The following is a 22,040-nucleotide window of genomic DNA, read 5'->3' on the forward strand; positions in this document are numbered from 1 at the left end:
TGATGCATGAATCACGCCAGAGCGACAGGTTATAGTGAAATTTTTGGCAGGATATTGAATTTAAACAAAATTAACGGGCAGAAAAAAACGGCTGAATCTGCAACCTTAGATTCAGCCATTTCGCATTTGCCACTTTTCGTTTCATCAGGCGGCGGGTTTTGCACTATCGCTGCGCGTCAGACGGTTATCCAGCAGGGAGAGATCCAGATAGCCGCTCAGCTCGCGCTGCTCCGCGCGCGGCAGATACGGCAGCTCACCCAGCAGCGGCGCGCCCAGCTTCTCACTCAGGACATCAATGATTTCAGCATAATGCGCCAGCCCCGGATTTATACGGTTCGCCACCCAACCCACCAGTGGCAATCCGTCGTGCGCAATGGCGTCAGCCGTCAGTAAAGCGTGGCTGATGCATCCTTCTTTGATGCCGACCACCATCACCACCGGCAGTTGTTCCTGTTTCACCCAGCCTGATAGCGGTTGCAGGTCATTCATCAGGCAGCGCCAGCCACCGGTGCCTTCAACCACCACATGGGCAGCACGTTCCTGTAATGCGGCCAGTCCCTGACTCAGCAGCGGATAGTCGATCCGCTGCGCCGGGCTGGTACTGATTTCATCCTCTTCCAGGGTAATAGGATTGACGGCGGCATAGGGTAATGCCAGGCCAGAAGCCTGCTGCAACAGTAGCGCGTCTTTATTGCGAAGCCCCTCGGGCGTCTGTTTCGCGCTTTTGGCGACAGGTTTATACCCCACCGCACACTGGCCAGCTTGTGCAAAGCACTGCAAAAGGGCACGAGATACCACGGTTTTACCCACCGCGGTGTCGGTGCCGGTAACAAAGAGCGTTTTCACCCTTCTTCCTCCTTCGTTAAAGCGATGTGAAACCAGATGGTACGAAGGGGCAGTTTAAGGAAATGTCGAACCTGACAGATTGCGTTAGCGCAAACTTAAGGCGAGCTGATTAACCCTGAAGCAGTTTCACCAGCAGATGGCCGGAGTAAAGAGCATCTTTGATTAACGCCGCCGCGCTGAGCGTGCCGGGGTCGTTAAACGCGGTAGGCGCCAGCTGGATGTCGTCGCTGTAGGCGGGCAATGCCTGCTGTCGAATGGTACTGTTCACGGCGGGAAACAGGACATCGGCCGCCTGATTGAGTGGCGAACCGATAAGAATTTGTCGTGGATTGAAGATATTTACCATCATGGCCAGCATCCGGCCAATATGATGTCCGACCCCGGCAATCACATCGCGCGCCAGGCGATCGCCCCCCTGCGCCGCCTGGCACAGGGCTTCGATGGTGAGCGGAACGTCGTGCAGACGACTCTCCGGCTGGGCCGGTAAACGCTGTGCTGCCAGGCTGAGCAGGCTGCCGATGCTGGCCACCGTCTCCAGGCAGCCATGATTGCCGCAGTAGCACTGCTGCCCATAAGGGTCGATCTGGGTGTGACCAATTTCCACCAGCGCACGCCCGCTTTTATGCAGCAGCTGCCCACCGGTAATCACCCCGGCTCCCACCGTTTCATCAATAACGATTTGAATCACGTCCTGCGCCCCGCGCGAGGCACCAAACAGCGATTCCGCCAGCGTCCAGGCGGAGATATCGTGCTGCACAAACACCGGCAAGCCGGTATGTTGCGACAGGGTCGCGCCGAGCGGCATGTCTTCCACATCGTAGCCGGGCATCCGCCGCACCACGCCAGACGCGGCGTTGATCAGGCCGGGTACGGTGATGGCAATGGCGGTCAGGCGCTCCAGCCGCTTCTGGTGACGGATAAAGAATGCATCAACCAGCGCCTGTAACTCCAGCAGCAGCGGTTTGTCGTCGCTGGCGAGCAGCGGCAGACGATCTTCCTGCAACGCGCGACTGCTGAGATCGCGTAACGTCAGCGTGATATGACCGGGTTGAATGCGGATTGCGAGATAGTGCCAGGCAAAGGTGTCGAGGATCAGGCCAATCGCCGGACGGCCACGGCTGCCAGGCTCCTGAAACTCCGTCTCCTGCACCAGATGTGCGTCCAGCATTTCACGCACAATTTTGGTGATGCTGGCGGGCGCCAGCTGGGCACGTTTGGACAGCTCAATACGCGAAATCGGGCCGAAATGATCGATCAGTCGGTAAACCACGCCTGCGTTGGTCTGCTTTATTTGGTCAATATGGCCAGGCTGACTGTCCAGATTCACGCCCTGCTCCCGGTTATTTTCGCGCTTCTAAATAAATATCCGCTATGGTGCGGCAGATTGGCAGGCAGCGCCAAATATTTGATTAGAAATGTGATTTATCGCACATAAAGCCAGGTGGTTTAGCTGCCGTCTGGCTTAGGTTTCAGCGTTACGTTGCAAAAGCATCATCATATTCGCCATCTGCGCGCTCGGTTCACGCGTGGCCGACCACACCAGCCACACTTCAGACAGCGCATCGGTTTCATGCAGCGGCAGCCAGACCACATCGGCCAGGCGCGCGCGCCGGAATGATGCGGGCAAAATCGAGACCCCCAGCCCGGTGGCGACCAGCCCGAGGATGGTCATCGCCTCACCCACTTCCTGCGTAATAAAAGGTTTGATCTGGTAACGATGCAGCAAGCCGAGGATCTCGCCATACAGCGCCGTACCGCCCTGCGGATCAAAAAATACAAAGGGTTCCTTCGCCAGCGCCTGGATAGAGATCGATTCCGCATCAGCCAGCGGATGCGCCCAGTGCACCACGGCGCACAGCGGTTCGCGCAGCAGCAGCTGATGCTGCAAATCACTCGGCAACGGTGTATTGCGCATCACCCCCAAATCCAGCCTTCCTTCATGCAGCGGCGCCAGCTGCTGCCGGGTATTAATCTCCTGCATCTGGATATGGACCTCCGGCCAGCGCTGACGAAAATGATACAAGGCGTCAGATACCAGTCCGGTAAACGGCGCCGAAGATGTGAAACCGATACGCAGCTCCCCTTCCTGACCGTTGTGCAGCCGTGCGGCGCGGCTGGCGGCCTGCTCCACCTGCAAAAGAACGCCGCGTGCATCCTGGAGAAACTGCTGTCCGGCGGCGGTGATCTGCACGCTGCGATTGGTGCGGGTGAAAAGCTGCGCGCCAATCTCCTGTTCCAGCTGTTGAATCTGCTGGCTGAGTGGGGGTTGAGAGATATTCAGCCGCAGCGCGGCACGACCAAAATGCAGTTCTTCTGCCACGGCGATGAAATAACGCAGATGGCGCAGCTCGATATTCATATTTTTAACGTCTCATTCGAGATTATTAATATATTGTACAACCTATTCATGCTTTTCTACGATATGAATTCCTGATAAAAACTGAGGATTTTCCGTGAGTCGCACTTCTCAGGCTGTGACACTTGATGAGGATGAAGTGTCCGTTGAGCCTGCTTCTGTCGCAACGCCGCTAACCTGGATTGAACGCGGATCGCCGCAATTTATGCGGGTGACCCTTGCCCTGTTCTCTGCCGGTCTTGCCACCTTTGCCCTGCTGTATTGTGTTCAGCCGATTCTGCCGGTGCTCTCCCAGCAGTTTGGCGTCTCGCCTGCCGCCAGCAGTATTTCGCTGTCGTTGTCCACGGCACTGATGGCGCTGGGTTTGCTGGTGACCGGACCGCTGTCCGATGCCATTGGCCGTAAATCGGTGATGGTGACCGCGCTGTTGCTGGCCGCGATCTGCACCGTGATCTCCGCGATGATGACCAGCTGGCACGGCATTCTGCTGATGCGCGCGCTGATTGGCCTGTCATTAAGCGGCGTTGCGGCGGTGGGGATGACTTACCTGAGCGAAGAGATTCATCCGCGCGTGATCGCGTTCTCGATGGGGCTGTATATCAGCGGTAACTCAATCGGTGGGATGAGCGGACGCCTGCTGACCGGGGTGCTGACCGACATCTTTTCGTGGCGCATCGCCATTGGCGTAATTGGCTGCTTTTCGCTGGCTTCCGCGCTGATGTTCTGGAAAATCCTGCCCGCCTCACGCCATTTCCGCCCGGCCTCGTTACGGCCACGTAATTTGCTGATCAACTTCCGCCTGCACTGGCGTGATAAAGGACTGCCGCTACTGTTCGCGGAGGGCTTCCTGTTGATGGGCGCGTTTGTCACCCTGTTCAACTACATTGGCTATCGCCTGCTGAGCGCGCCGTGGTTTCTCAGCCAGGCGGTGGTGGGTTTGCTGTCGGTGGTGTATCTGACCGGGTCGTGGAGTTCTCCCAAAGCCGGGGCGATGACCAGCCGTTTTGGCCGCGGTCCGGTGATGATCGGTGCGACGGCGATCATGCTGTGCGGTCTGCTGCTGACGGCCTTTAATACCCTGTGGATCATCCTGCCTGGGATGATGCTGTTTACCGCCGGATTTTTTGCCGCCCACTCCGTTGCCAGCGGCTGGATTGGTCCGCGCGCCCGTCGCGCCAAAGGCCAGGCCTCTTCCCTCTATTTATTCAGCTACTACGTCGGCTCCAGCGTAGCCGGAACCTTAGGCGGCGTGTTCTGGCACAGCTTTGGCTGGGGCGGTGTGACCGCGTTTATCAGCGTGCTGCTGCTGCTGGCGCTGCTGGTTGGCTGGCGGTTGCAGTGCCGTAAACTGTAATCCTCTTCATCTTTCCTTCGGGGCCTTGCGCCCCGCTCTCTCCCCGCCAGGACACGTTCGGACAAACCTTTAGTACCAAATAAAACAAAATACCCAGAGATCGCTATAATTCCTTCTATTCCAACAATAGTTAGAATTTTTTTTTCACAGCAATGAGGAAGCCAGATGGGTCTCTATTATTATGTCGATAAGCACGCGGGCTATAACGATAATCATGTGGTACATGCAACGGGTTGTCCCTTCCTTCCCCCCGATACGGCGCGGCGTTTTCTCGGCACTTTCTATACCGCAAACGCGGCAATTCAGCAGGCGCGTAAATTTTATCCCAGCGCCCTGGGTTGTGAACATTGTTGCCCGGTGGCGGTAAAAAAAAACCTGACCACTCAACATAGCGTGGCGCTAAAACACATGGTGCGACTCTGATAATCCTGGCCTGAAATCGCCCGCGACGTTGCGCCATTTTGTTAAGTTTTCCTGCCGCATTTCGCTATGTTAGACACAGGCTATTTTCTTTAGGTGATTAATTAATGCGGGAAAAATTCGCAACGTCGCAAATTGCCCTCCACTGGCTGACTGTCCTGTTGATCGCCGTCGCTTATACCACCATTGAACTGCGTGGCTTTGCACCGCGTGGATCGCTGCTGCGTAGTCTGATGATGATGACGCACTTCAGCTGTGGCGTCTCGGTGTGGGTGTTGATGCTGGTACGTGGCGCGCTGCGTCATCGCCACCGCACGCCGGGCATTATGCCGCCCCCGCCGCGCTGGCAGCAGTGGATTGCCAATCTGATGCATATCCTGCTCTACGCGCTGTTCCTGGTGTTGCCGTTGCTGGGCGTGTCGTCGAAATATCTCAACGGACGGCCGTGGCAGCTGTTTGGTCTGCCAATGCCGGTCGCCGCTACGCCGGATTTCGATCTCGCCGATACGCTGATTGGCTGGCATGAAACCCTGGCGCCGCTCGGCTACTGGCTAATTGGCCTGCATGCCGCCGCCGCGTTGCTGCATCACTATGTTCTGAAAGACAACACGCTGGCGCGTATGATGCCCGCGCGGAAACGGAGTTAATAACCTCAGGCTATTAACCCGCGCGTTGGCGATAAAAAATATTCAGTAATAAAACGCGCTTAGACGGTTTCCCTCAGCGTTTTAATCCCTCACAATAGGCACAAATTGTGACGAAGGTCACTTTACATGGGTGCACCTTCGCCCCTCACCTGCTGCCTGACTGATCTTAAATTAATGCAATCAACTACCGTCTCTCGTAAAACGGCCTGGCTACGTGTGGTACTGCTGGCTATCGCTGCTTTCGTCTTTAACACCACCGAGTTTGTGCCGGTCGGCCTGCTGTCCGATATCGCCGCCAGCTATGGAATGAAAACCGCGGATGTCGGCATCATGCTGACCATCTATGCCTGGGTGGTGGCGCTGTTATCGCTGCCGCTGATGCTGCTGACGCGCAATGTCGAACGCCGTATGCTGCTGGCGATCCTGTTTGTGCTGTTTATCGCCAGCCATGTGCTCTCCTCGGTCGCCTGGGACTTCAACTCGCTGGTGCTTTCGCGTATCGGCATCGCGCTGGCCCATGCGGTGTTCTGGTCGATTACCGCCTCGCTGGCGATTCGTGTCGCCCCGGCTGGTAAAAAAACCCAGGCACTGAGTATGCTGGCAACCGGCACCGCACTGGCGATGGTGCTGGGCGTTCCGATTGGCCGCGTGGTCGGGCAATATCTCGGCTGGCGCACCACCTTTGGCATGATTGGTCTCTCCGCGCTGGTGCTGCTGGTGCTGTTGATGCGCATTCTGCCGCGCCTGCCGAGCGAACATACGGGTTCGCTCAGCAGCGTACCGATGCTATTTCGTCGCCCGGCGCTGGTCAGCATGTATGTGCTGGTCACGGTGGTGGTTACCGCGCATTACACCGCCTACAGCTATATCGAGCCGTTTATGCAGGTAGTGGCTAACGCCGGTGAGAACTTCACCACGCTGTTGCTGCTGCTGTTTGGATCGGCGGGCATTATTGGCAGCGTGTTGTTCAGCACGCTCGGCAATAAATATCCGTCCTCGCTGCTGATCGCCGCTATCGCGGTGATTACCCTGAGCATGGGGCTGCTGATTTTCGCTGCGGTGCGTCCGGCAGCCATCGTCACGCTCTGTATTTTCTGGGGTATGGCGATGATGATGATCGGACTGGCGATGCAGGTACGCGTGCTGTCGCTGGCTCCGGATGCTACCGACGTGGCGATGTCGCTGATGTCGGGTATTTACAATATTGGGATTGGTGCTGGCGCCCTGTTGGGAAATCAGGTCAGCCTGCATATGAAGATGGCGGATGTGGGCAACGTCGGCGGGATCATTGGTCTCGTGGCGCTGTTCTGGTGTATCTACATTTTCCGTCGTTATCCGCAGTTACGTTCCAACGGTTAAAAAAAGGGCTTCAGATAGCTACTATCTGAAGCCTGCCCCTTCGAATCAACGTCTGATATCAATTATTTATAAATGTCTGCTGTGCCATGCAGGTTGTTCTTGCCAGAGGTCGAAGTGATGCGGAAAGACTTTGCTCCGGCAGCATTGGCCTTTTCCGACAGTTGATTCTCCAGTGATGTCAGATCCGTACTACCTGTTGAGGTCACCACGCCAACCTGCTGTTCATTAAGCGGGGTCTGATCGACCTGCTCGGCAGCGAAACTGGCAAATGCGATGGATGACAGGGCCGCAGCGGCCAACATCAGTTTTAAACTTTTCATAATCGTCTCTCTTCTTGCAGATGAATTGGGTTGATCGCCATTAAATTAACAATCGTTAAATAAATGCTAGATCCAAAGCCGTTCTCGCGTCAATAGATTTATTAACGTTTGTTATTTTAATGGGAAGTGGCGTCAGTATGGGCTTCCGTGCTATGTGGCACTTCACCAAACAGGCGATTTTTACCGGCGGAGCACAAACGGGCAAATCAGTCGCTACGCTCTGCGCTTCGGCATTGCATATTTTTTTAATGATCGGTAATTTAATAAGGTGTTTTGCACGCTGTGAGGATGTATGAACCAATCCACAACGCCCCTGCGGAAAAGTCGCGGGCGGCCAAAAGTGTTTGATCGTGAAGACGCCTTGGATAAAGCGCTGATGCTGTTCTGGGCGCACGGTTACGAAGGTACCTCGCTGGCCGATCTGGTGAGCGCCACCGGAGCCAAGGCACCCACGCTGTATGCCGAATTTGCCAACAAAGAAGGTCTGTTCAAAGCGGCGATGCAGCGCTATCTCGACAAGTTCAGCGCGCAACGCAATGCGGTGCTGCATGATAAAACGCGTAATGTGCAGTCGGCGATTGAAGCCTATTTTCGCGCTACCGCTGCCTGTTTTACCGCCAGCGATAAACCGGCGGGCTGCTTCTTAATTTCGACCTCCAGCGCGCTGTCGCCGGATTCCGCCGATGTCGCCCGCCTGCTGGAACAGCAACATCATGCGCAGGAAATCGCGTTGCAGCAGTTCCTTGCGGCCCGCCAACAGCAGGGCGAAATTCCGGCTGACAGCAATACCGCCACCATGGCGAGTTTTCTGGCCTGTTTGCTTCAGGGGATGTCGGTGCGCGCCCGTGAAGGGGCGAGCCGCGAGGATTTAGAACAGATTGTTGATACGCAGATGGCGATCTGGCCAGCGCTGGCGGGATATTGCGCGTCAGATTCGCTGCCGCTGGCGCAACGGACGGCATAAGGCCTGTCCGTTGCGCACCCTGACCTAAGGCAGGAAAAACATCGGTTTTAACTCAGCGCTGACCGGGCTGTCGTCGGCGTTGGAGGGCATCAAATCCTTCATCGATGCCCACCAGCGCTGGCATACCTCGGTTTGCGCCACTGCCGCCCAGCGCGCCTCCGACTCAATCTCCACGCTGGCGAACAGCAAATGACGTTCCGCATCCAGCCAGATCGCGTAATTGTGGGCGCCATGCGCCCTGAGCGTCTCTGCCAGTTCCGGCCAGATGGGTGAATGACGACGCAGATACTCGGCATGGCAATCCGCATGTACCTGCATCACAAAGGCTTTACGCAACATTGGCGCGCTCCACCTGCAACGCCGCCTGCCAGGGTCGCACGCCAAAACGCTCGCCCAGCGCAATCAGCTGCTCGGTGGTGATGCTCTGCCGAATCCCGCCCATCGATAGCGCCTTAACCACCACTTCCGAGGATTTCTCTGCGGTATCGATCAGGCCAAAGGTCTCATCGAGGTTTGGGCCGGCAGCAAAAATACCGTGGAACGGCCACATGACCAGGCTGTGGGTCGCCATCTCATCCGCCGTTGCCTGACCGATCCCATCGGTGCCCGGCACCATCCACGGCAGAATGCCGACGCCATCCGGGAACACCACCAGACATTCGGTGCTGCCTTCCCACAGCAGGCGGGTAAAGCGCGCCGGGTCCAGTTCCACCACGTAGCTCAGCGCCATAAAGTTGGTGGCGTGACAGTGCATAATTACGCGATCAACGCCGTTGCTGGCCTGCTTGCGTACGCTGTGCGACTGAAAATGCGCCGCCAGCTCGGAAGTCGGCAGGCCGCCGTGGCTCAGTCCCCAGTGGATTTTGTATGACAGTCCTTTGTCATCCACCTGCAACAGCACCAGACTGTCGGCCGGATCGAGTTGGACATTGCGGAAGAACTTGCCGGAACCGGTGACCAGGAACCAGTCATTCGCCAGCGCCGGAGCGGGTTTACTCAGCTCAATGCAGCGCGGTTCGGAATAGAAGTCTGCGGCATACGGCAGCACCTCTTCCGGCGTCAGGCGCAGGCTGACGTTGCCGCCGTTGCGCTCATCCCAGCCCTTCAGCCACATATCGCTGGTCGCTTTAACCATTCCCTGAACAAATGCGGAGGTGAGAATACTTTGCATGGTGTGTCCCTTAACGTTGAGCCAGAATCTGTTGTTCATAATGACGGACATCGCTCAGCCAGCTGGCGTCGGCGGGTACATCGTGACGCAGACACCAGGCTTCCCATACCGCCTGCCACGGCAGTGATTTCTGTTCTTCCAGCAGCGCCAGACGGGCGGTGTAATCCCCCTCCGCTTCCAGTTTGCGCAGCTGGTCAGTCGGCTCCAGCAGTGCGCGCAGTAGCGCCTTTTTGGCATTGCGCGTACCGATCACCCAGGCAGCGATGCGGTTGATCGAGGCATCAAAGAAGTCGAGGCCGATATGCACCTTGTCGAACAACTTCTGCCGCGCGATCTCATGGGCAATCGCCTGAGTTTCGTCATCCAGAATCACCACATGATCGCTGTCCCAGCGTACCGGGCGGCTGACATGCAGCAGCAGACGCGGCACATACAGCATGGCGGTGGAGATTTTGTCGGAGATCACTTCGGTGGGATGGAAGTGGCCCGCATCCAGCGTCAGCGCAGTCTGGCGACTGGCGGCATACCCCAGATAAAATTCGTTGGAGCCGACGGTGTAGCTTTCGGCGCCGATACCAAACAATTTGCTCTCCACCGCATCGATATGATGCTGCGGGTTGAGTTTCTCGCTGATGATCTCATCCAGCGCCGCCAGCAGACGCTGACGTGGCCCCAGCCGATCCACGGTCAAATCTTTCATGCCATCCGGCACCCAGATATTCATCACCGAGGCGCTACCCAGCTGCTCACCGAATGAGGCGGAGATATGGCGGCTGGCTTTGCAGTGATCAATCCAGAACTGGCGGATACCGTTGTCAGCGTGAGACAGGGTAAAACCGTCGGCGCTGAGCGGATGGGAGAAACAGGTGGGGTTAAAGTCCAGCCCCAGTTTGTTGCTTTTCGCCCACTCCACCCAGTTGCTGAAGTGCGCCGGTTCAATGGCGTCACGTTCCACCGGTTTGTCACTTTCCAGATAGATGGCATGGAGGTTAAGGCGTTTGGCGCCGGGGATCAGCGACATGGCTTTGTCGAGGTCAGCACGCAGTTCCACCGCGTTACGCGCCCTGCCGGGATAGTTACCGGTGGCCTGAATGCCGCCAGTCAGCGCCCCCTGCGGGTTTTCAAAACCACGTACGTCATCACCCTGCCAGCAGTGCATCGACACCGGAATACCATCCAGTTGCGACATCACCTGGTCCACATTCACGCCAATCGCGGCGTAACGTTGTTTAGCCAGTTCAAAGGCCTGTTCAATCAGCTTTGTCATAAGCGAGTTCCTTAGCGGGTTGGCTCAGCGCGGCGAAGCGTGCCTGGCTGGCACGAAAAGCGCTGTTGTTAAGCGGGGCAAATTTTTCTAACGGAAAGTTCTGGCTGATGCAGCGGCGTAAATCGGCAACATCGCGCAATTCGCCGAGGGCGATTAACTGGCAGCCGACATTACCCAGCGTCGAAGCTTCCACCGGCCCGGCGAATACCGGCAGCTGGCAGGCATCGGCGCACAGCTGGTTCAGCAGCGGGTTCTGGCAGCCGCCGCCCACCACATGCAGCTGGCCAATCGGCGCAGCGCGCAGCTGGCCCAACTCGCCAATCACCTGGCGATACAGCAGCGCCAGGCTGTCGAAGATGGTGCGTGCCAGTGCGGCCGGCGACTGCGGAATCGGCATATGCTGCTCGGCGCAGGCGTTTTGGATCTCCTGCACCATGCTGTCCGGGTTGATAAAACGGCTGGCGTTGGGATTGATCAGCGCGCGACAGGCAGGCTCATCGGCAGCCTGCTGAATCAATGCACAAAGGTCGGTGATCTGTAACTCGCTGCATACGCGCTGCAATAGCCACAGACCCATAATGTTCTTCAGTACCCGATAGCCTTCTGCGCCGCCTTCATTGGTGATATTGGCGTCCAGCGCAGCGCTGCTGAGACAAGGTTGCAGGCTTTCAATGCCCATCAGAGACCAGGTGCCGGAGCTGAGATAGGCGGCATCCTCCTGCATCAGCGGCGTGGCCAGCACCGCACTGGCGGTGTCGTGGGTAGCCACGGCAATCACCGGAATGGCATGGCCGCGTGGGCTGGTCCAGTGGCCGACGGTATTGCCTGGCGCGTGGGGTTGACCAAACCAGGCGGCATCCACCCCGGCCCAGGCGAGCAGATCGCGATCCCACTCGCCGCTGGTGATATTCAGCAGCTGCGTGGTGGTGGCGTTGGTGTATTCCCAGTTCAGCTGACCGGTGAGGCGATAATGCAGGTAGTCCGGGATCATCAGCGCGTGTTTTACCTGCGCCTGCCAGTCCGGCTGCTGCTGATGCAGCGCGCGCAACTGATAAAGGGTATTAAACGGCAGAAACTGAATGCCGGTACGCTGATAAATCGCCGCCTTACCGAGATCGTTTAGCGCCTGCGCCATCTGCCCCTGGGTGCGGGCGTCGCGGTAGCTCACCGCTTCACCCACTCGCTGGCCGTCTGCATCCAGCAACACCAGATCTACGCCCCAGGTATCGATGCCGATGCTGTCCGGCACAATGCCTTCCTCATCCAGCTGTTGCAGTCCCTGACGAATCTCCTGCTCAAGACAATCCAGATCCCAGCAGTCATATCCGGCCCGACGCACGCGTTGATTGGCGAAACGACGAACTTCGCGCAGGGTGATGTGTTGCGCTGCGGAGGTCCACTGAGCGAGCATCACGCGCCCGCTGGATGCGCCTAAATCAATGGCAACAATGTTACGCATACTCATGGCGTGTTCTTCCTGTGATGAGATGCATACAGAGTAGAAATCCTGCCTTTTTGCCACCTTCCCCTTACTGCCAGCGCGCCATTGCCGCTGGCACGGTGGCAAAGATGTTCGTGAGACAGCTCACAGAACCACACAAGCACCGAGTTGTGAGCTTCGCCGCATTTTCTCGATCAACGCGCGAGATCTTGAAAAATTAGCCATTTTCCTGCATCGCCCGGTGCAAAATTCAAGGTAAGGTGCGAACCGCGTGGGTAGACTCGGTTACGGTTTTGTTAATAATGAGAGGCGAACCATGACCGTTTTACACAGCGCAGACTTCTTCCCTGCCGGGGATTACGCCATTGCCATCGAGCCGCGTGTGCCGCAGCAGGCGTTTCCCGAGCACCATCATGATTTCCACGAAATCGTGCTGGTAGAACAGGGATCGGGCATCCATGTGTTTAATGGTCAACCGCAGGCGCTGTGCGCCGGGTGCGTCTGCTTCGTGCGCGATCACGATCGCCATCTGTATGAGCAAACTGAAAACCTATGCCTGACCAATGTGCTGTATCGCAGCCCAGCGGCGTTTCGCTTTCTCTCCGGCTTGCAGGCGTTGCTGCCGCGAGAAGAGGATGGCAACTATGCTTCGCACTGGCGCATCAATAACAGGGTGATGAGCCAGGCGTTGCAGCTTGTGACGCAGATGAATCAGCAGGGCGTCTGGTCTCTGGAGAAGCAGGCGCATCAGGAGCAGCTGTTCCTGCAACTGCTGGTGCTGCTGCGCGAGGCGGGTCACAACGATGCAGCGCAGGATCAGGAAGCGCGGCTGCACCGATTGCTCGACTGGCTGAATGAGCACTACAGTGAAGAGATTGCCTGGGAAGCGCTGGCCGATCGTTTTTCGCTGTCGCTGCGTACGCTGCATCGCCAGATGAAACAGCAGACCGGCAACACGCCGCAACGCTACCTGAACCGGCTGCGCCTGTTACAGGCGCGCCATCTGCTGCGTCATAGTGATATGCGCATTACGGATATCGCCTACCAGTGTGGATTTGGTGACAGCAACCATTTTTCCACGCTGTTTCGGCGGGAATTTGGCTGTGCGCCCCGAGCGGAGCGCCAGCAGATGTTGTGATCTGGAGTTAGCCTCATGTCGCTGATCTTGTCGCGCGAAGATTATTTCCCGGCCCCCAGTCTGCCGATTGCGGTGGCCGAACGCCTGCCGCAACCCTCCTTTCCGCCCCATCGCCATGAGTTCAGTGAAATTGTGATTGTCTGGCGCGGCAACGGTCTGCATGTGCTGAACGATCACCCGTGGCTGATCACCTGCGGGGACGTGTTCTACATCCGTGATAACGACTGCCACAGCTATGACAGCGTCAACGATTTGGTGCTGGATAATATTCTCTACTGCCGCGACCGTTTTCATCTCGGACTGGACTGGAGCCAGTTGCTGCCGCCACATGACGCCGAATCGCCAGGCAGCTGGCGCTTAACCACGCGCGGCATGGCGCTGGCGCGGGGCGTCATCACCCAGCTGGAGCGTGAAAGCCGCAAAAGCGACCCGCTCTCCATCCAGCTCTCTGAGGCGTTGTTTTTGCAGCTGGCGCTGATTCTGCGTCGTCACGGCTATGTTGCGGATCGCCCGTGGGCATTGCCGGAAGGCGAACAGCTGGATTTGCTGATGTCAGCGTTGCAGGGCGCGATTGATCGTCCGTTCGACCTCGCGACCTTTTGCCAGCAAAATGCGCTGAGCGAACGGGCGCTGAAACAGCTGTTTCGTCAGCAAACCGGTATGACCGTGGGTCACTACCTGCGCCAGCTGCAACTGTGCCAGGCGAAATATCTGCTGCGTACCCAGGATTGGTTAATCAGTGAAGTGGCCGCGCGTTGCGGCTTTGATGATAGCAATTACTTCTCGGTGGTGTTTACAAGGGAAACCGGCCTGACCCCAAGCGCCTGGCGACAACGGTTTTTGCCGCGTCCCGCAGTGATGGTTAACCCGGTCAGCATAAATGCTGACCCTACAATGTAGGGTGGCCATTAATGGCCACCGCAGAGAAATTAGGCCGCCATCCCCAGGCCCATGCGAAGGTGAATCCGGTGTAGGGTGGCCATTAATGGCCACCGCAGAGAAATCAGGCCGCCATTCCCAGGTCCATGCGAAGGTGAATCCGGTGTAGGGTGGCCATTAATGGCCACCGCAGAGAAATCAGGCCGCCATCCCCAGGCCCACGATATTGGCGGCAATAATAATCACCACGCAACCCAGCGACAGCACGCGCACCGGACGCTGACCGACCGATTTCCACTCCTTCATCACCAACCCGACCAGGCCGCCGCACAGCACGTACAGACTCATATGCAGCATCCAGCTGACAAAATCATACTGCGCCGGAATTCTGGCGTGGCCCCGGGCGTAGAAGAAAAATTGCAGATACCACATAGTGCCGCCCAGCACGGCAAACGCGATGTTCGCCAGCAGCATCGGTTTCGCCACAGAGAAGTCGGCGCGCACCGACAGATCGGATTTCACTGCCAGGCGAATAAAGCAGTACGCCAGGTTCACCAGCGCACCACCGCCCATAATCACCACATAACTCGGCAGCGCCACATATAACGGATTGATGCCCAGCTGGGCAGCGGCTTCATGCATCGGTTTCGCCGCGTCCATCGCAAATGACATACCGGCGGAGAAGATGCCGCAAATCACCGCCAGCACTAACCCTTTTTTCAGGTTGAACTCTTCGGCGTTGATGCCGAGCGCCCTCTCCTTCAGCAAACCGGCACGGGAAACAATCGCCACGCCAATCAGCGCCACAAACACCCCCAGCAGGGTTAAGCGACCGCCGGTGGAACTGAACAGTTCAACAAAACGTCCCTGCAACAGCGGCGTCATCAGCGTTCCCACGACCAGCGTGATACCGATGGCGATACCGATACCCATCGACATCCCGAGGTAGCGCATGGTCAGACCGTAGTTGATGTTACCGATGCCCCACATGGCGCCAAACAGAAACACCGGCAGCAGCTGTGAAAAGCTAAAGCTGCCGTAGTACGCCCAGAAGTTTGGCAGCAGCACCGCACTCACTACCCACGGCAGAATCAGCCAGGACATGATGCCACCGACCGACCACATGGTTTCCCAGGACCACTTTTTCACCTGTTTAAATGGGGCATAAAAACATGCGGCACTGGCGGCACCCACCAGATGCCAGAAAATACCTGCAATGATGGCACTGTTCATTGTTATTCCTTCGTAAGGTTGAGGCCAACAGGAAACCGACGGTCTCCCGATTACCGGCAGTCTACGGCGGGCAGCTTTTCCTCAGCCTTTGGATGGCTGCCGGAGATGTTGCGTGGTTGGCAAAATCCGGTGGGTACTCAATATGCGGATCACAAAATCGCATTTGCGGGCAGGCGCGTTAGAAAAACAGATAACCCTTTTATTATTATCAATTTTTTCTGGAAATGATGTGTTGATCAGCACAGTTTTAACCTGACTGCCAAACATTGGCTTAACATGGCAATCACACAAAGCACGCTTCGCGGCTTCCCCCGGCTACGATAAATCCGTATAACGTTGGGGAAATCATCAGGACGAAGGAATGAGATGAATACCAAATGGTTGACGCTGTTGCTCTCGCGTCCGGTGAGTCGCGTAATGCTTGATGATATCCGGGCGATTGTGCCGCCGGAATCGCTTAACGTGTTTATTAATGGACTGGAAGAGACGCGCTACGCCCGCCTCGAATGCGTACAAAGCGAAGATAACTGCGCCCTGCTGGCGTCAGCCATCGTGGTGTGGCGGCAACTGGGGCATATCCACAGTATTCAGTATCAAAAAGGTGAGCTGCTGCGTGAAGTGGACGATGCTACGCAGTTTCAGCTGTTCAGTATGATGAAAACGCATCGCGCCCTGGTTCAGCTGGCCTGAACCCGCTTTTACTCTCAGGACTACCATGAAAATCGGACTGCTTTTCCCCATCGCCATTATTATTGCCGGTATCAGTTTCCTCGCCTGGTTTATCGCCAGCGGCGCCGCGATGCCCGGCTCCTGACAGCTTTTCGGACTCCGCCGCGCCCGTCACTAACCCGCTGAATACGCAGCATTTCATCCGTTATGCTGCGTTTGTCATGCCGTTCTTCCCTTCTCTGCCATCTGGCAAAGCGCGTTGGCACTGAGAAAAAGGTGCTACAGCTTGATCTGTTTCACTCTGCATTTCACACAAATTTAACGAAACCGATCGCGGAGACCCTACAGATGACAACGCACCATCAACATTTCATCAACGGCGAATTTGTTACGCACCAGAATGATAAGTGGATTGAAGTGATTAACCCGGCCACCGAAGCGCTGCTGTCGCGCGTGCCGGAAGGGACAAAGCAGGAAGCCGCTCAGGCGATTGCCGCCGCAGAAGCGGCCCAGCCAGGCTGGGAAGCGCTGCCCGCGGTGGAGCGCGGGAACTGGTTGCGTAAAATCGCGGCCGGTATTCGTCAGCGCGAAGCGGAACTGACGGCCACCATCGTTGCCGAGGGCGGTAAGACCCAGGGCCTGGCGCAAACCGAAGTGCTGTTCACCGCCGATTATCTCGAATATATGGCCGAATGGGCGCGCCGTTATGAAGGTGAAATCGTCAACAGCGATCGTCCCAATGAAAACATCTTCGTGTTTAAGAAAGCGATTGGCGTCACCACCGGTATTTTGCCGTGGAACTTTCCGTTCTTCCTGATTGCGCGCAAAGCCGCACCGGCGCTGGTCACGGGTAACACCATCGTGATTAAACCGAGCGAGCTGACGCCGAATAACGCGGCGATTTTCGCCCGGATTCTGGCGGACATTCAGCTGCCAAAAGGCGTGATCAACTTCGTCTTCGGCTATGGCCCGGAAGTAGGTCAGGAGCTGGCGGCTAACCCGAAAGTGGGTCTGGTGAGTCTGACCGGCAGCGTCAACGCCGGTATCGCCACCATGGAAGCGGCGGCAAAAAACGTCACTAAAGTGTCGCTGGAGCTGGGAGGCAAGGCGCCGGCTATCGTGATGGACGATGCCGATCTCGATCTGGCGGTTAAAGCCATCGTCAGCTCGCGCGTGATCAACACCGGGCAGGTCTGTAACTGTGCCGAACGCGTCTACGTGCAGGAAGGCATCTACGATCGCTTTATCAACGCGCTGACCGACGCCTTTAAACAGGTGAAATTCGGCAACCCGGCGGAACAAACCGATATTGATATGGGGCCGCTGATCACCTCAGCCGCGCTCGGTCGCGTTGAGCAGAAAGTGGCGAAGGCAATCGAGCAAGGCGGCAAAGTGGTGCTGGGCGGTAAACGCGCCGGGGATAAAGGCTTCTATTTTGAACCGACCATTATTACCGGCGTACGTCAGGATATGGAGATCATGCGCGAAGAGATCTTTGGCCCGGTGCTGCCGGTGATGACCTTTAAAACCCTGGATGAAGCGATTACTCTGGCGAATGATTGTGAATACGGCCTGACCTCATCGATTTACACCCAAAACCTGAATACCGCGATGATTGCGCTGCGTCAGCTGAAATTCGGTGAAACTTACATCAACCGCGAGAATTTCGAAGCGATGCAGGGCTTCCATGCGGGCTGGCGTAAGTCCGGTGTCGGCGGCGCCGATGGCCGTCACGGACTGGAAGAGTATCTGCAAACCCATGTCGCGTATCTGCAATTCTCGTAATTGACATGGCCTGGTCGGCTTCACTGTCGGCCAGGCTAAACGTCGGCATCCATCCCGTTATCAGGACATAACCCCTCCAAAACAAAAATCTGCAACATCAAACGCCACATAAAGAAAATCATGGCACCTCAGTGCATTACGTATATGTACATACAAACTAAAAATATAATATACGCCAACACTTTCAGGATTAGATTCAGGGAATAAGCGTGAAAATAAAAATACCTCTTCTGGCTTTATTGGCGTTAACGGGCTGCGCACAAACCACACCAAAATTAGACACCGCCCCTATAATCAGCCAGGTTGAAAGTCTGAAATCACAAAATAATGATAACCACACGCCAATAGTGAACGTTGTCAAAGTTCAGCCCGTCAATATCACCAAACCCTGCCTGGTTGCCCTCGGATTAGCACCAAACAGCCCGCAGCCAGAAACAAAATGGTATGGTGATTGTAATAATGGCTATGCGGAAGGACTGGGGCTGTCTGTATTAATAAATGAAGGGCAAAAGATATTCTGGGTAGAAGAGTATCAGGGCAGTGGTATACCCGTGGATTATGGCAGTTTCCCCAGCTCAGGTAATTTCGTTACCCACGGTGTTCTCGATGCGCATACCATCTCGGCGAATAATATGCTGGTGAATACTGAAAATGGCTACGCTTCGCTGATTAATGTGCTGCAATACGTCGATATTGCCAACGGCAGAGAGTATTCAACAGCCACCAATCTTGCCAATGGCCTGACTTTCCTGATCTCACGCTACGTTAAAAGCGGGCTGACCATTAAAGTCATTCAATCCAACGACAGCACCGTAAACGTCGTCGCTGAGTTTGATATTTCCGCCAAAAACACCTTGATCTTCAAAGCGGTAAAATTACAGAACGGTCAGGTTGTTAGTAATATCAACGGCACAAATTATGATGCTTCCGCGATGCTGCCCTATTTCGAGCAGGAGTTTGCCACGATAAATAACCTGGCAGCCAAAGCCAATATGGCTAAAGATATCGGCAAAGAGAAAGTGAAAACGCTTGCCTATGCGATCTGCCAAAAGAAAAACCGACCGGCGGATGTCAGCGAGTTTTGTAATATCAAACCGTTCGAATCGTATAAAGCTGAATTTGTCAGAAGCAGCGAATATTATAAACGTGAACGCGCGTTACGTATGCAACAAATTCAGAATGCGACGCTGCTGGCAATACAGCAGCAGCAATTGCAACAGCAGCAACTTCAGGCGCTGAATCAATCGATGGCTGACCTCAACCGCACGGCGCAAAATATGCAGGCCAGCGCAATTAACAGTATGCAGAGCTATACGCCGCCGACTCCCAGCGTGCCGGTTTATAATCAACCCAGCATTTATACCTGCCAGGGAATATCAAACTGGACCTACTGCCGCCAGCAGCGCTAAAAAGTTAAAAAGGTCGCCAGCAATGGCGACCTTTTCATTTACACCAGAAAGTTAGGCTAAACGCTGTTTACTGCGCAGCAGCGCGATGCCGCTCAGCAGTGCCACCGCCATCAGATAATAACTCGGCGCCAGGCTGGTGCCGGTAGCGCTGATCAGCAGGGTACACAGCAGCGGGGCAAAGCCACCAAACACCGTCACCGCCACGTTGTAGCTAATGGCCATGCCGCTGGCGCGCGTTCCCACCGGGAACAGATCCGCCATCACCGACGGCACCGTCGAGAAGTAAATCGACTTCAGCAGCGCCATCCAGCCCACCAGCAGCATCAGCGTGGTTGGCGTGGTGTGATTGACCACCATTTTAAATGCCGGATAGATGGTGACGATCAGCAGAATCAATGATCCCCACATCAGGGGCACACGCCCCACCTTCTCCGCCCACAGCCCCATCAGCGGCGTGACCACCGTCAGGATCACCCCAGCCAGCAGCGTGGCGCTGAAGGCCGCAGAACCCGGCAGATGCAGCGTTTTGGTGGCGTAAGTCGGCACGTAGTTCAGCATGTAATTCACGGCGGTGGAGATCACCATCAGCCCGATAGCCAGCAGCATCAGCTCCTTCTGGCGGCCAAACAGCCGTTTCAGCGGCGCCGCTTCCGGCTGGTGTTGTGCAAAACTGGCCGGTTCATGTACGTGACGACGGATATAGATGCCGAGCGGGCCGATCAGCAGGCCAAAGGCAAACGGAATACGCCAGCCCCAATCCTGAATCTGGCTTTCCGTCAGGATCTGCGTCAGACCGAGACCAAACGCCGACGCCATCAGCGTACTCGCCCCCTGGGTAGCGAACTGCCAGCTGGCGATAAAGGCTTTACGCTCCGGGAAGTGTTCCACCAGAAACGCCGTGGAGCTGCCGAACTCGCCACCGGCAGAAAAGCCCTGAATCAGACGTGCCAGCAGGATCAGCACCGGCGCAGCCAGGCCGATCGAGGCATAGCCCGGCATCAGGGTGATGATGGCGCCACCCAGCATCATCAGGTTGATCGACAGCAGCAGCGCCTTTTTACGACCGTGGCGGTCGGCGTAGTTGCCCAGCACAATCGCCCCCAGCGGGCGGATCAGGAAGGAGACGCCAAAGCTGCCGAACGTCAGCAGCAGCGATACCGAAGGATCGCTGGTCGGGAAAAAGGCATGGGCGATATAGCTGGCGAAAAAGCCGTATACCGCGATGTCAAACCACTCCAGCGCGTTGCCGATACAGGTGGCGAACAGGGTTTTATGCAGGCTGGGTTTAACCGCGCTGGCCGGTGCGCTCTGGCTCAGGCTACTCATTTGGCACCTCCGGCGTGGGCGCGGTGACGGGCAATCAGATCCGCGCCCTGCTCACCCAATTCCCACAGCAGGCGCGTCATAATTTGCAGCCCTTCGCGCGCAATGGATTTCAGCATATGTTCGTTGACGCCATGCTGACCGCAGGCCGGATAGGAGTGCGGCACCCATAGCGTCGGCAGGCCGAGAATATCGGAGAACACTTCATTCGGCAGCGATCCACCGAGATTCGGCAGCAGCGCCGGTTTTTTGCCGCTGGTTTCAGCCATGCTCGCCAGCACCCAGTTGACCAGCGGATCGGTGGGATCGAGACGGGTGGCCGGCGATCCACGCATAAATTCGACCCTGACCTGGTGAAAACCATGCTGTTGCAGGTGCGCTTCGATGTGCTGGACCAGGTTTTGCCAGTCGGTGCCGACCACAAAACGCAGCTGGCAGACCGCGCTGGCTTCGCCCGGAATGGCGTTCATCGGACGCGCCGGATTGCCGGTGAGAAACGCCAGCACTTCCAGCGTGTTCCAGCCGTACAGGCGTTCAGTCGGCGTCAGTCCCGGTTCACCCCAGTTGACGTCAATCTGCGGATCGCCCGGCATCCCGCCAACCTCGATGTCGCTGAGAATGGCGCGCACATCATCGGTCAGCGAGGTTGGCTTCAGCGCCGCCACCTGCAACTCACCACGGGCGTTGACCAGCGAGGCAATGGCGTTCGCCAGCTGGGTGCCAGGGTTGGTGAGCAAACCGCCCCAGTTGCCGGAGTGATAGGCGTTGTCACGCGCGTTAATGGTCAGACGGAAATTGACGCAGCCACGCGAGCCAAGAAACAGCGTCGGACGGACCGCATTGAGGCGCGGACCGTCGGAGGCGATAAACAGATCGGCCCGGAGCAGCTCGCCATGCTGTTCACACAGTTCCGCCAGGCCCGGTGAGCTGATCTCCTCGCCCATTTCAAACAGCATTTTGCAGTTAAAGCCAAGGCGACCGTCGCGGGCCTTAAATACCTGCTCCAGCGCCGCCAGATTGACGCAGTGCTGGCCCTTATTATCCGCGCTGCCGCGACCATACCAGCGGTCGCCCTCTTCTTTCAGCTGCCACGGCGACAGGCCATCGCGCCAGTTCTCATCATCGCCAAACACCACATCGCCGTGACCGTAGCTCAGCAGCGTCGGCAGTGCCGGATCTTCAATACGTACCGCCACCAGGAAGGTATCGATAAAATGCAGCGTGAAGCCCAGCGCACTCAGCTGCGGGCCGATCTCGGCGTGCAGGTAGTGATGCAGTTCCTCACCACGGTCCGCGCGCTGGCTTTCGGTGACCAGCGCCACGCGGCGCGCCAGCAGTTGCTGGAATTCCCCGCTGTCGAAATAGTCGCTGGCCTGTTGAACGACCTGTTGTGCTGTCATGTTTGCCCTGTCTTTTGTTGGTTTTATCATCATCCTTATCTTTGCGGAAAGGCTGATTT

Annotated in this window: 22 protein-coding genes; 11 read left to right on the top strand and 11 right to left on the bottom strand. The window is 56.6% G+C overall.

The genetic code is table 11. From position 1 onward, the window contains the following. Nucleotides 1-144: 144 nt before the first annotated feature. The 3 genes from bioD to AC6I8V_RS10490 all read right to left on the bottom strand — a co-directional run bounded on the left by bioD (nt 145) and on the right by AC6I8V_RS10490 (nt 3,205). A complete protein-coding gene (gene bioD / locus AC6I8V_RS10480; protein WP_497842215.1) occupies nt 145-846 on the bottom strand; it encodes a dethiobiotin synthase in 702 nt (233 codons plus the stop codon). A 109-nt stretch (nt 847-955) separates the two neighbouring features. Beyond that, nucleotides 956-2,173 (bottom strand): sugar metabolism global transcriptional regulator Mlc, encoded by a 1,218-nt coding sequence (gene mlc, locus AC6I8V_RS10485; RefSeq protein ID WP_497842216.1) that lies wholly within the window; start codon nt 2,171-2,173, stop codon nt 956-958. Between the two features lie 135 nt (nt 2,174-2,308). Further along, a complete protein-coding gene (locus tag AC6I8V_RS10490) occupies nt 2,309-3,205 on the bottom strand; it encodes a LysR family transcriptional regulator (protein WP_497842217.1) in 897 nt (298 codons plus the stop codon). Between the two features lie 94 nt (nt 3,206-3,299). Here AC6I8V_RS10490 and ynfM point away from each other — a divergent pair, with 94 nt between their 5' ends. The 4 genes from ynfM to AC6I8V_RS10510 all read left to right on the top strand — a co-directional run bounded on the left by ynfM (nt 3,300) and on the right by AC6I8V_RS10510 (nt 6,982). Next, nucleotides 3,300-4,556, top strand: coding sequence for a multidrug efflux MFS transporter YnfM/SxtP(Kp) (gene ynfM / locus AC6I8V_RS10495; protein ID WP_497842218.1), 1,257 nt, complete (start codon nt 3,300-3,302; stop codon nt 4,554-4,556). 165 nt (nt 4,557-4,721) lie between these two features. Next, nucleotides 4,722-4,979: a hypothetical protein gene (locus AC6I8V_RS10500; protein WP_497842219.1), complete on the top strand. Its 258-nt coding sequence runs from the start codon at nt 4,722-4,724 to the stop codon at nt 4,977-4,979. Nucleotides 4,980-5,083: 104 nt separating this feature from the next. Further along, complete coding sequence (cybB, locus tag AC6I8V_RS10505) at nt 5,084-5,623, top strand: cytochrome b561 (protein ID WP_497842220.1); 540 nt, start codon at nt 5,084-5,086, stop codon at nt 5,621-5,623. A 174-nt stretch (nt 5,624-5,797) separates the two neighbouring features. Next, complete coding sequence (locus AC6I8V_RS10510) at nt 5,798-6,982, top strand: sugar transporter (protein WP_497842221.1); 1,185 nt, start codon at nt 5,798-5,800, stop codon at nt 6,980-6,982. 62 nt (nt 6,983-7,044) lie between these two features. On the opposite strand, the gene bhsA is transcribed toward AC6I8V_RS10510, so the two are convergent. Continuing rightward, nucleotides 7,045-7,302 carry a multiple stress resistance protein BhsA gene (gene bhsA, locus AC6I8V_RS10515; protein ID WP_497842222.1) on the bottom strand — a complete coding sequence of 86 codons (258 nt, stop codon included), beginning with the start codon at nt 7,300-7,302 and terminating at the stop codon, nt 7,045-7,047. A 292-nt stretch (nt 7,303-7,594) separates the two neighbouring features. Here bhsA and AC6I8V_RS10520 point away from each other — a divergent pair, with 292 nt between their 5' ends. Next, the gene (locus AC6I8V_RS10520) at nt 7,595-8,266 is read left to right on the top strand and encodes a TetR/AcrR family transcriptional regulator (protein ID WP_497842223.1); all 672 of its coding nucleotides are present in this window, start codon (nt 7,595-7,597) and stop codon (nt 8,264-8,266) included. Between the two features lie 24 nt (nt 8,267-8,290). On the opposite strand, the gene rhaM is transcribed toward AC6I8V_RS10520, so the two are convergent. Genes rhaM through rhaB form a run of 4 tightly spaced genes read right to left on the bottom strand, consistent with a single transcriptional unit; the run spans nt 8,291 to nt 12,169 of the window. Further along, nucleotides 8,291-8,605, bottom strand: coding sequence for an L-rhamnose mutarotase (gene rhaM, locus AC6I8V_RS10525; RefSeq protein WP_497842224.1), 315 nt, complete (start codon nt 8,603-8,605; stop codon nt 8,291-8,293). Continuing rightward, nucleotides 8,595-9,437 carry a rhamnulose-1-phosphate aldolase gene (gene rhaD / locus AC6I8V_RS10530; protein ID WP_497842225.1) on the bottom strand — a complete coding sequence of 281 codons (843 nt, stop codon included), beginning with the start codon at nt 9,435-9,437 and terminating at the stop codon, nt 8,595-8,597. The genes rhaM and rhaD overlap by 11 nt, the downstream gene beginning before the upstream one ends. A 10-nt stretch (nt 9,438-9,447) precedes the next feature. Further along, nucleotides 9,448-10,704: an L-rhamnose isomerase gene (locus tag AC6I8V_RS10535; protein WP_497842226.1), complete on the bottom strand. Its 1,257-nt coding sequence runs from the start codon at nt 10,702-10,704 to the stop codon at nt 9,448-9,450. Beyond that, nucleotides 10,688-12,169, bottom strand: coding sequence for a rhamnulokinase (gene rhaB, locus AC6I8V_RS10540; protein WP_497842227.1), 1,482 nt, complete (start codon nt 12,167-12,169; stop codon nt 10,688-10,690). The genes AC6I8V_RS10535 and rhaB overlap by 17 nt, the downstream gene beginning before the upstream one ends. A gap of 292 nt (nt 12,170-12,461) precedes the next feature. Between rhaB and rhaS the strand changes: the two genes are divergently transcribed. Next, the gene (gene rhaS, locus AC6I8V_RS10545; protein ID WP_497842228.1) at nt 12,462-13,283 is read left to right on the top strand and encodes an HTH-type transcriptional activator RhaS; all 822 of its coding nucleotides are present in this window, start codon (nt 12,462-12,464) and stop codon (nt 13,281-13,283) included. Nucleotides 13,284-13,298: 15 nt separating this feature from the next. Then, entirely contained in the window at nt 13,299-14,183 is an 885-nt protein-coding gene (gene rhaR / locus AC6I8V_RS10550) for an HTH-type transcriptional activator RhaR (protein WP_497842229.1), read from the top strand. 177 nt (nt 14,184-14,360) lie between these two features. Here the strand turns inward: rhaR and rhaT are convergent, their stop codons facing one another. Continuing rightward, nucleotides 14,361-15,395, bottom strand: coding sequence for an L-rhamnose/proton symporter RhaT (gene rhaT, locus AC6I8V_RS10555; protein WP_497842230.1), 1,035 nt, complete (start codon nt 15,393-15,395; stop codon nt 14,361-14,363). 366 nt (nt 15,396-15,761) lie between these two features. On the opposite strand from rhaT, the gene AC6I8V_RS10560 reads away from it, so the two are divergent. The 4 genes from AC6I8V_RS10560 to AC6I8V_RS10575 all read left to right on the top strand — a co-directional run bounded on the left by AC6I8V_RS10560 (nt 15,762) and on the right by AC6I8V_RS10575 (nt 19,258). Beyond that, on the top strand, nt 15,762-16,085 hold the full coding sequence (locus AC6I8V_RS10560) for a hypothetical protein (RefSeq protein WP_497842231.1): 324 nt from the start codon (nt 15,762-15,764) through the stop codon (nt 16,083-16,085). Between the two features lie 25 nt (nt 16,086-16,110). Then, a complete protein-coding gene (locus AC6I8V_RS10565) occupies nt 16,111-16,209 on the top strand; it encodes a YoaK family small membrane protein (RefSeq protein WP_007887946.1) in 99 nt (32 codons plus the stop codon). A 203-nt stretch (nt 16,210-16,412) separates the two neighbouring features. Further along, the gene (aldA, locus tag AC6I8V_RS10570) at nt 16,413-17,849 is read left to right on the top strand and encodes an aldehyde dehydrogenase (RefSeq protein WP_497842232.1); all 1,437 of its coding nucleotides are present in this window, start codon (nt 16,413-16,415) and stop codon (nt 17,847-17,849) included. A gap of 209 nt (nt 17,850-18,058) precedes the next feature. Beyond that, nucleotides 18,059-19,258: a hypothetical protein gene (locus AC6I8V_RS10575; protein ID WP_497842233.1), complete on the top strand. Its 1,200-nt coding sequence runs from the start codon at nt 18,059-18,061 to the stop codon at nt 19,256-19,258. Between the two features lie 51 nt (nt 19,259-19,309). Here the strand turns inward: AC6I8V_RS10575 and AC6I8V_RS10580 are convergent, their stop codons facing one another. Continuing rightward, entirely contained in the window at nt 19,310-20,584 is a 1,275-nt protein-coding gene (locus AC6I8V_RS10580) for an MFS transporter (RefSeq protein ID WP_497842234.1), read from the bottom strand. After that, on the bottom strand, nt 20,581-21,981 hold the full coding sequence (locus AC6I8V_RS10585; RefSeq protein ID WP_497842235.1) for a M20 family metallopeptidase: 1,401 nt from the start codon (nt 21,979-21,981) through the stop codon (nt 20,581-20,583). The genes AC6I8V_RS10580 and AC6I8V_RS10585 overlap by 4 nt, the downstream gene beginning before the upstream one ends. Nucleotides 21,982-22,040: the final 59 nt, after the last annotated feature.

The organism is Pantoea sp. X-Soil-TKNS-1207 (genome assembly GCF_059730485.1).

Excerpts from the sequence above, each read along its gene's own strand:
- AC6I8V_RS10585 (WP_497842235.1), bottom strand. The coding sequence starts at position 21,981 with ATGACAGCACAACAGGTCGTTCAACAGGCCAGCGACTATTTCGACAGC.
- AC6I8V_RS10560 (WP_497842231.1), top strand. The coding sequence starts at position 15,762 with ATGAATACCAAATGGTTGACGCTGTTGCTCTCGCGTCCGGTGAGTCGC.
- cybB (WP_497842220.1), top strand. The coding sequence starts at position 5,084 with ATGCGGGAAAAATTCGCAACGTCGCAAATTGCCCTCCACTGGCTGACT.
- rhaB (WP_497842227.1), bottom strand. The coding sequence starts at position 12,169 with ATGAGTATGCGTAACATTGTTGCCATTGATTTAGGCGCATCCAGCGGG.
- AC6I8V_RS10580 (WP_497842234.1), bottom strand. The coding sequence starts at position 20,584 with ATGAGTAGCCTGAGCCAGAGCGCACCGGCCAGCGCGGTTAAACCCAGC.
- AC6I8V_RS10565 (WP_007887946.1), top strand. The coding sequence starts at position 16,111 with ATGAAAATCGGACTGCTTTTCCCCATCGCCATTATTATTGCCGGTATC.
- rhaS (WP_497842228.1), top strand. The coding sequence starts at position 12,462 with ATGACCGTTTTACACAGCGCAGACTTCTTCCCTGCCGGGGATTACGCC.
- AC6I8V_RS10500 (WP_497842219.1), top strand. The coding sequence starts at position 4,722 with ATGGGTCTCTATTATTATGTCGATAAGCACGCGGGCTATAACGATAAT.
- rhaR (WP_497842229.1), top strand. The coding sequence starts at position 13,299 with ATGTCGCTGATCTTGTCGCGCGAAGATTATTTCCCGGCCCCCAGTCTG.
- AC6I8V_RS10510 (WP_497842221.1), top strand. The coding sequence starts at position 5,798 with ATGCAATCAACTACCGTCTCTCGTAAAACGGCCTGGCTACGTGTGGTA.
- bhsA (WP_497842222.1), bottom strand. The coding sequence starts at position 7,302 with ATGAAAAGTTTAAAACTGATGTTGGCCGCTGCGGCCCTGTCATCCATC.
- AC6I8V_RS10490 (WP_497842217.1), bottom strand. The coding sequence starts at position 3,205 with ATGAATATCGAGCTGCGCCATCTGCGTTATTTCATCGCCGTGGCAGAA.
- rhaD (WP_497842225.1), bottom strand. The coding sequence starts at position 9,437 with ATGCAAAGTATTCTCACCTCCGCATTTGTTCAGGGAATGGTTAAAGCG.
- AC6I8V_RS10535 (WP_497842226.1), bottom strand. The coding sequence starts at position 10,704 with ATGACAAAGCTGATTGAACAGGCCTTTGAACTGGCTAAACAACGTTAC.
- AC6I8V_RS10520 (WP_497842223.1), top strand. The coding sequence starts at position 7,595 with ATGAACCAATCCACAACGCCCCTGCGGAAAAGTCGCGGGCGGCCAAAA.
- aldA (WP_497842232.1), top strand. The coding sequence starts at position 16,413 with ATGACAACGCACCATCAACATTTCATCAACGGCGAATTTGTTACGCAC.
- rhaT (WP_497842230.1), bottom strand. The coding sequence starts at position 15,395 with ATGAACAGTGCCATCATTGCAGGTATTTTCTGGCATCTGGTGGGTGCC.
- rhaM (WP_497842224.1), bottom strand. The coding sequence starts at position 8,605 with ATGTTGCGTAAAGCCTTTGTGATGCAGGTACATGCGGATTGCCATGCC.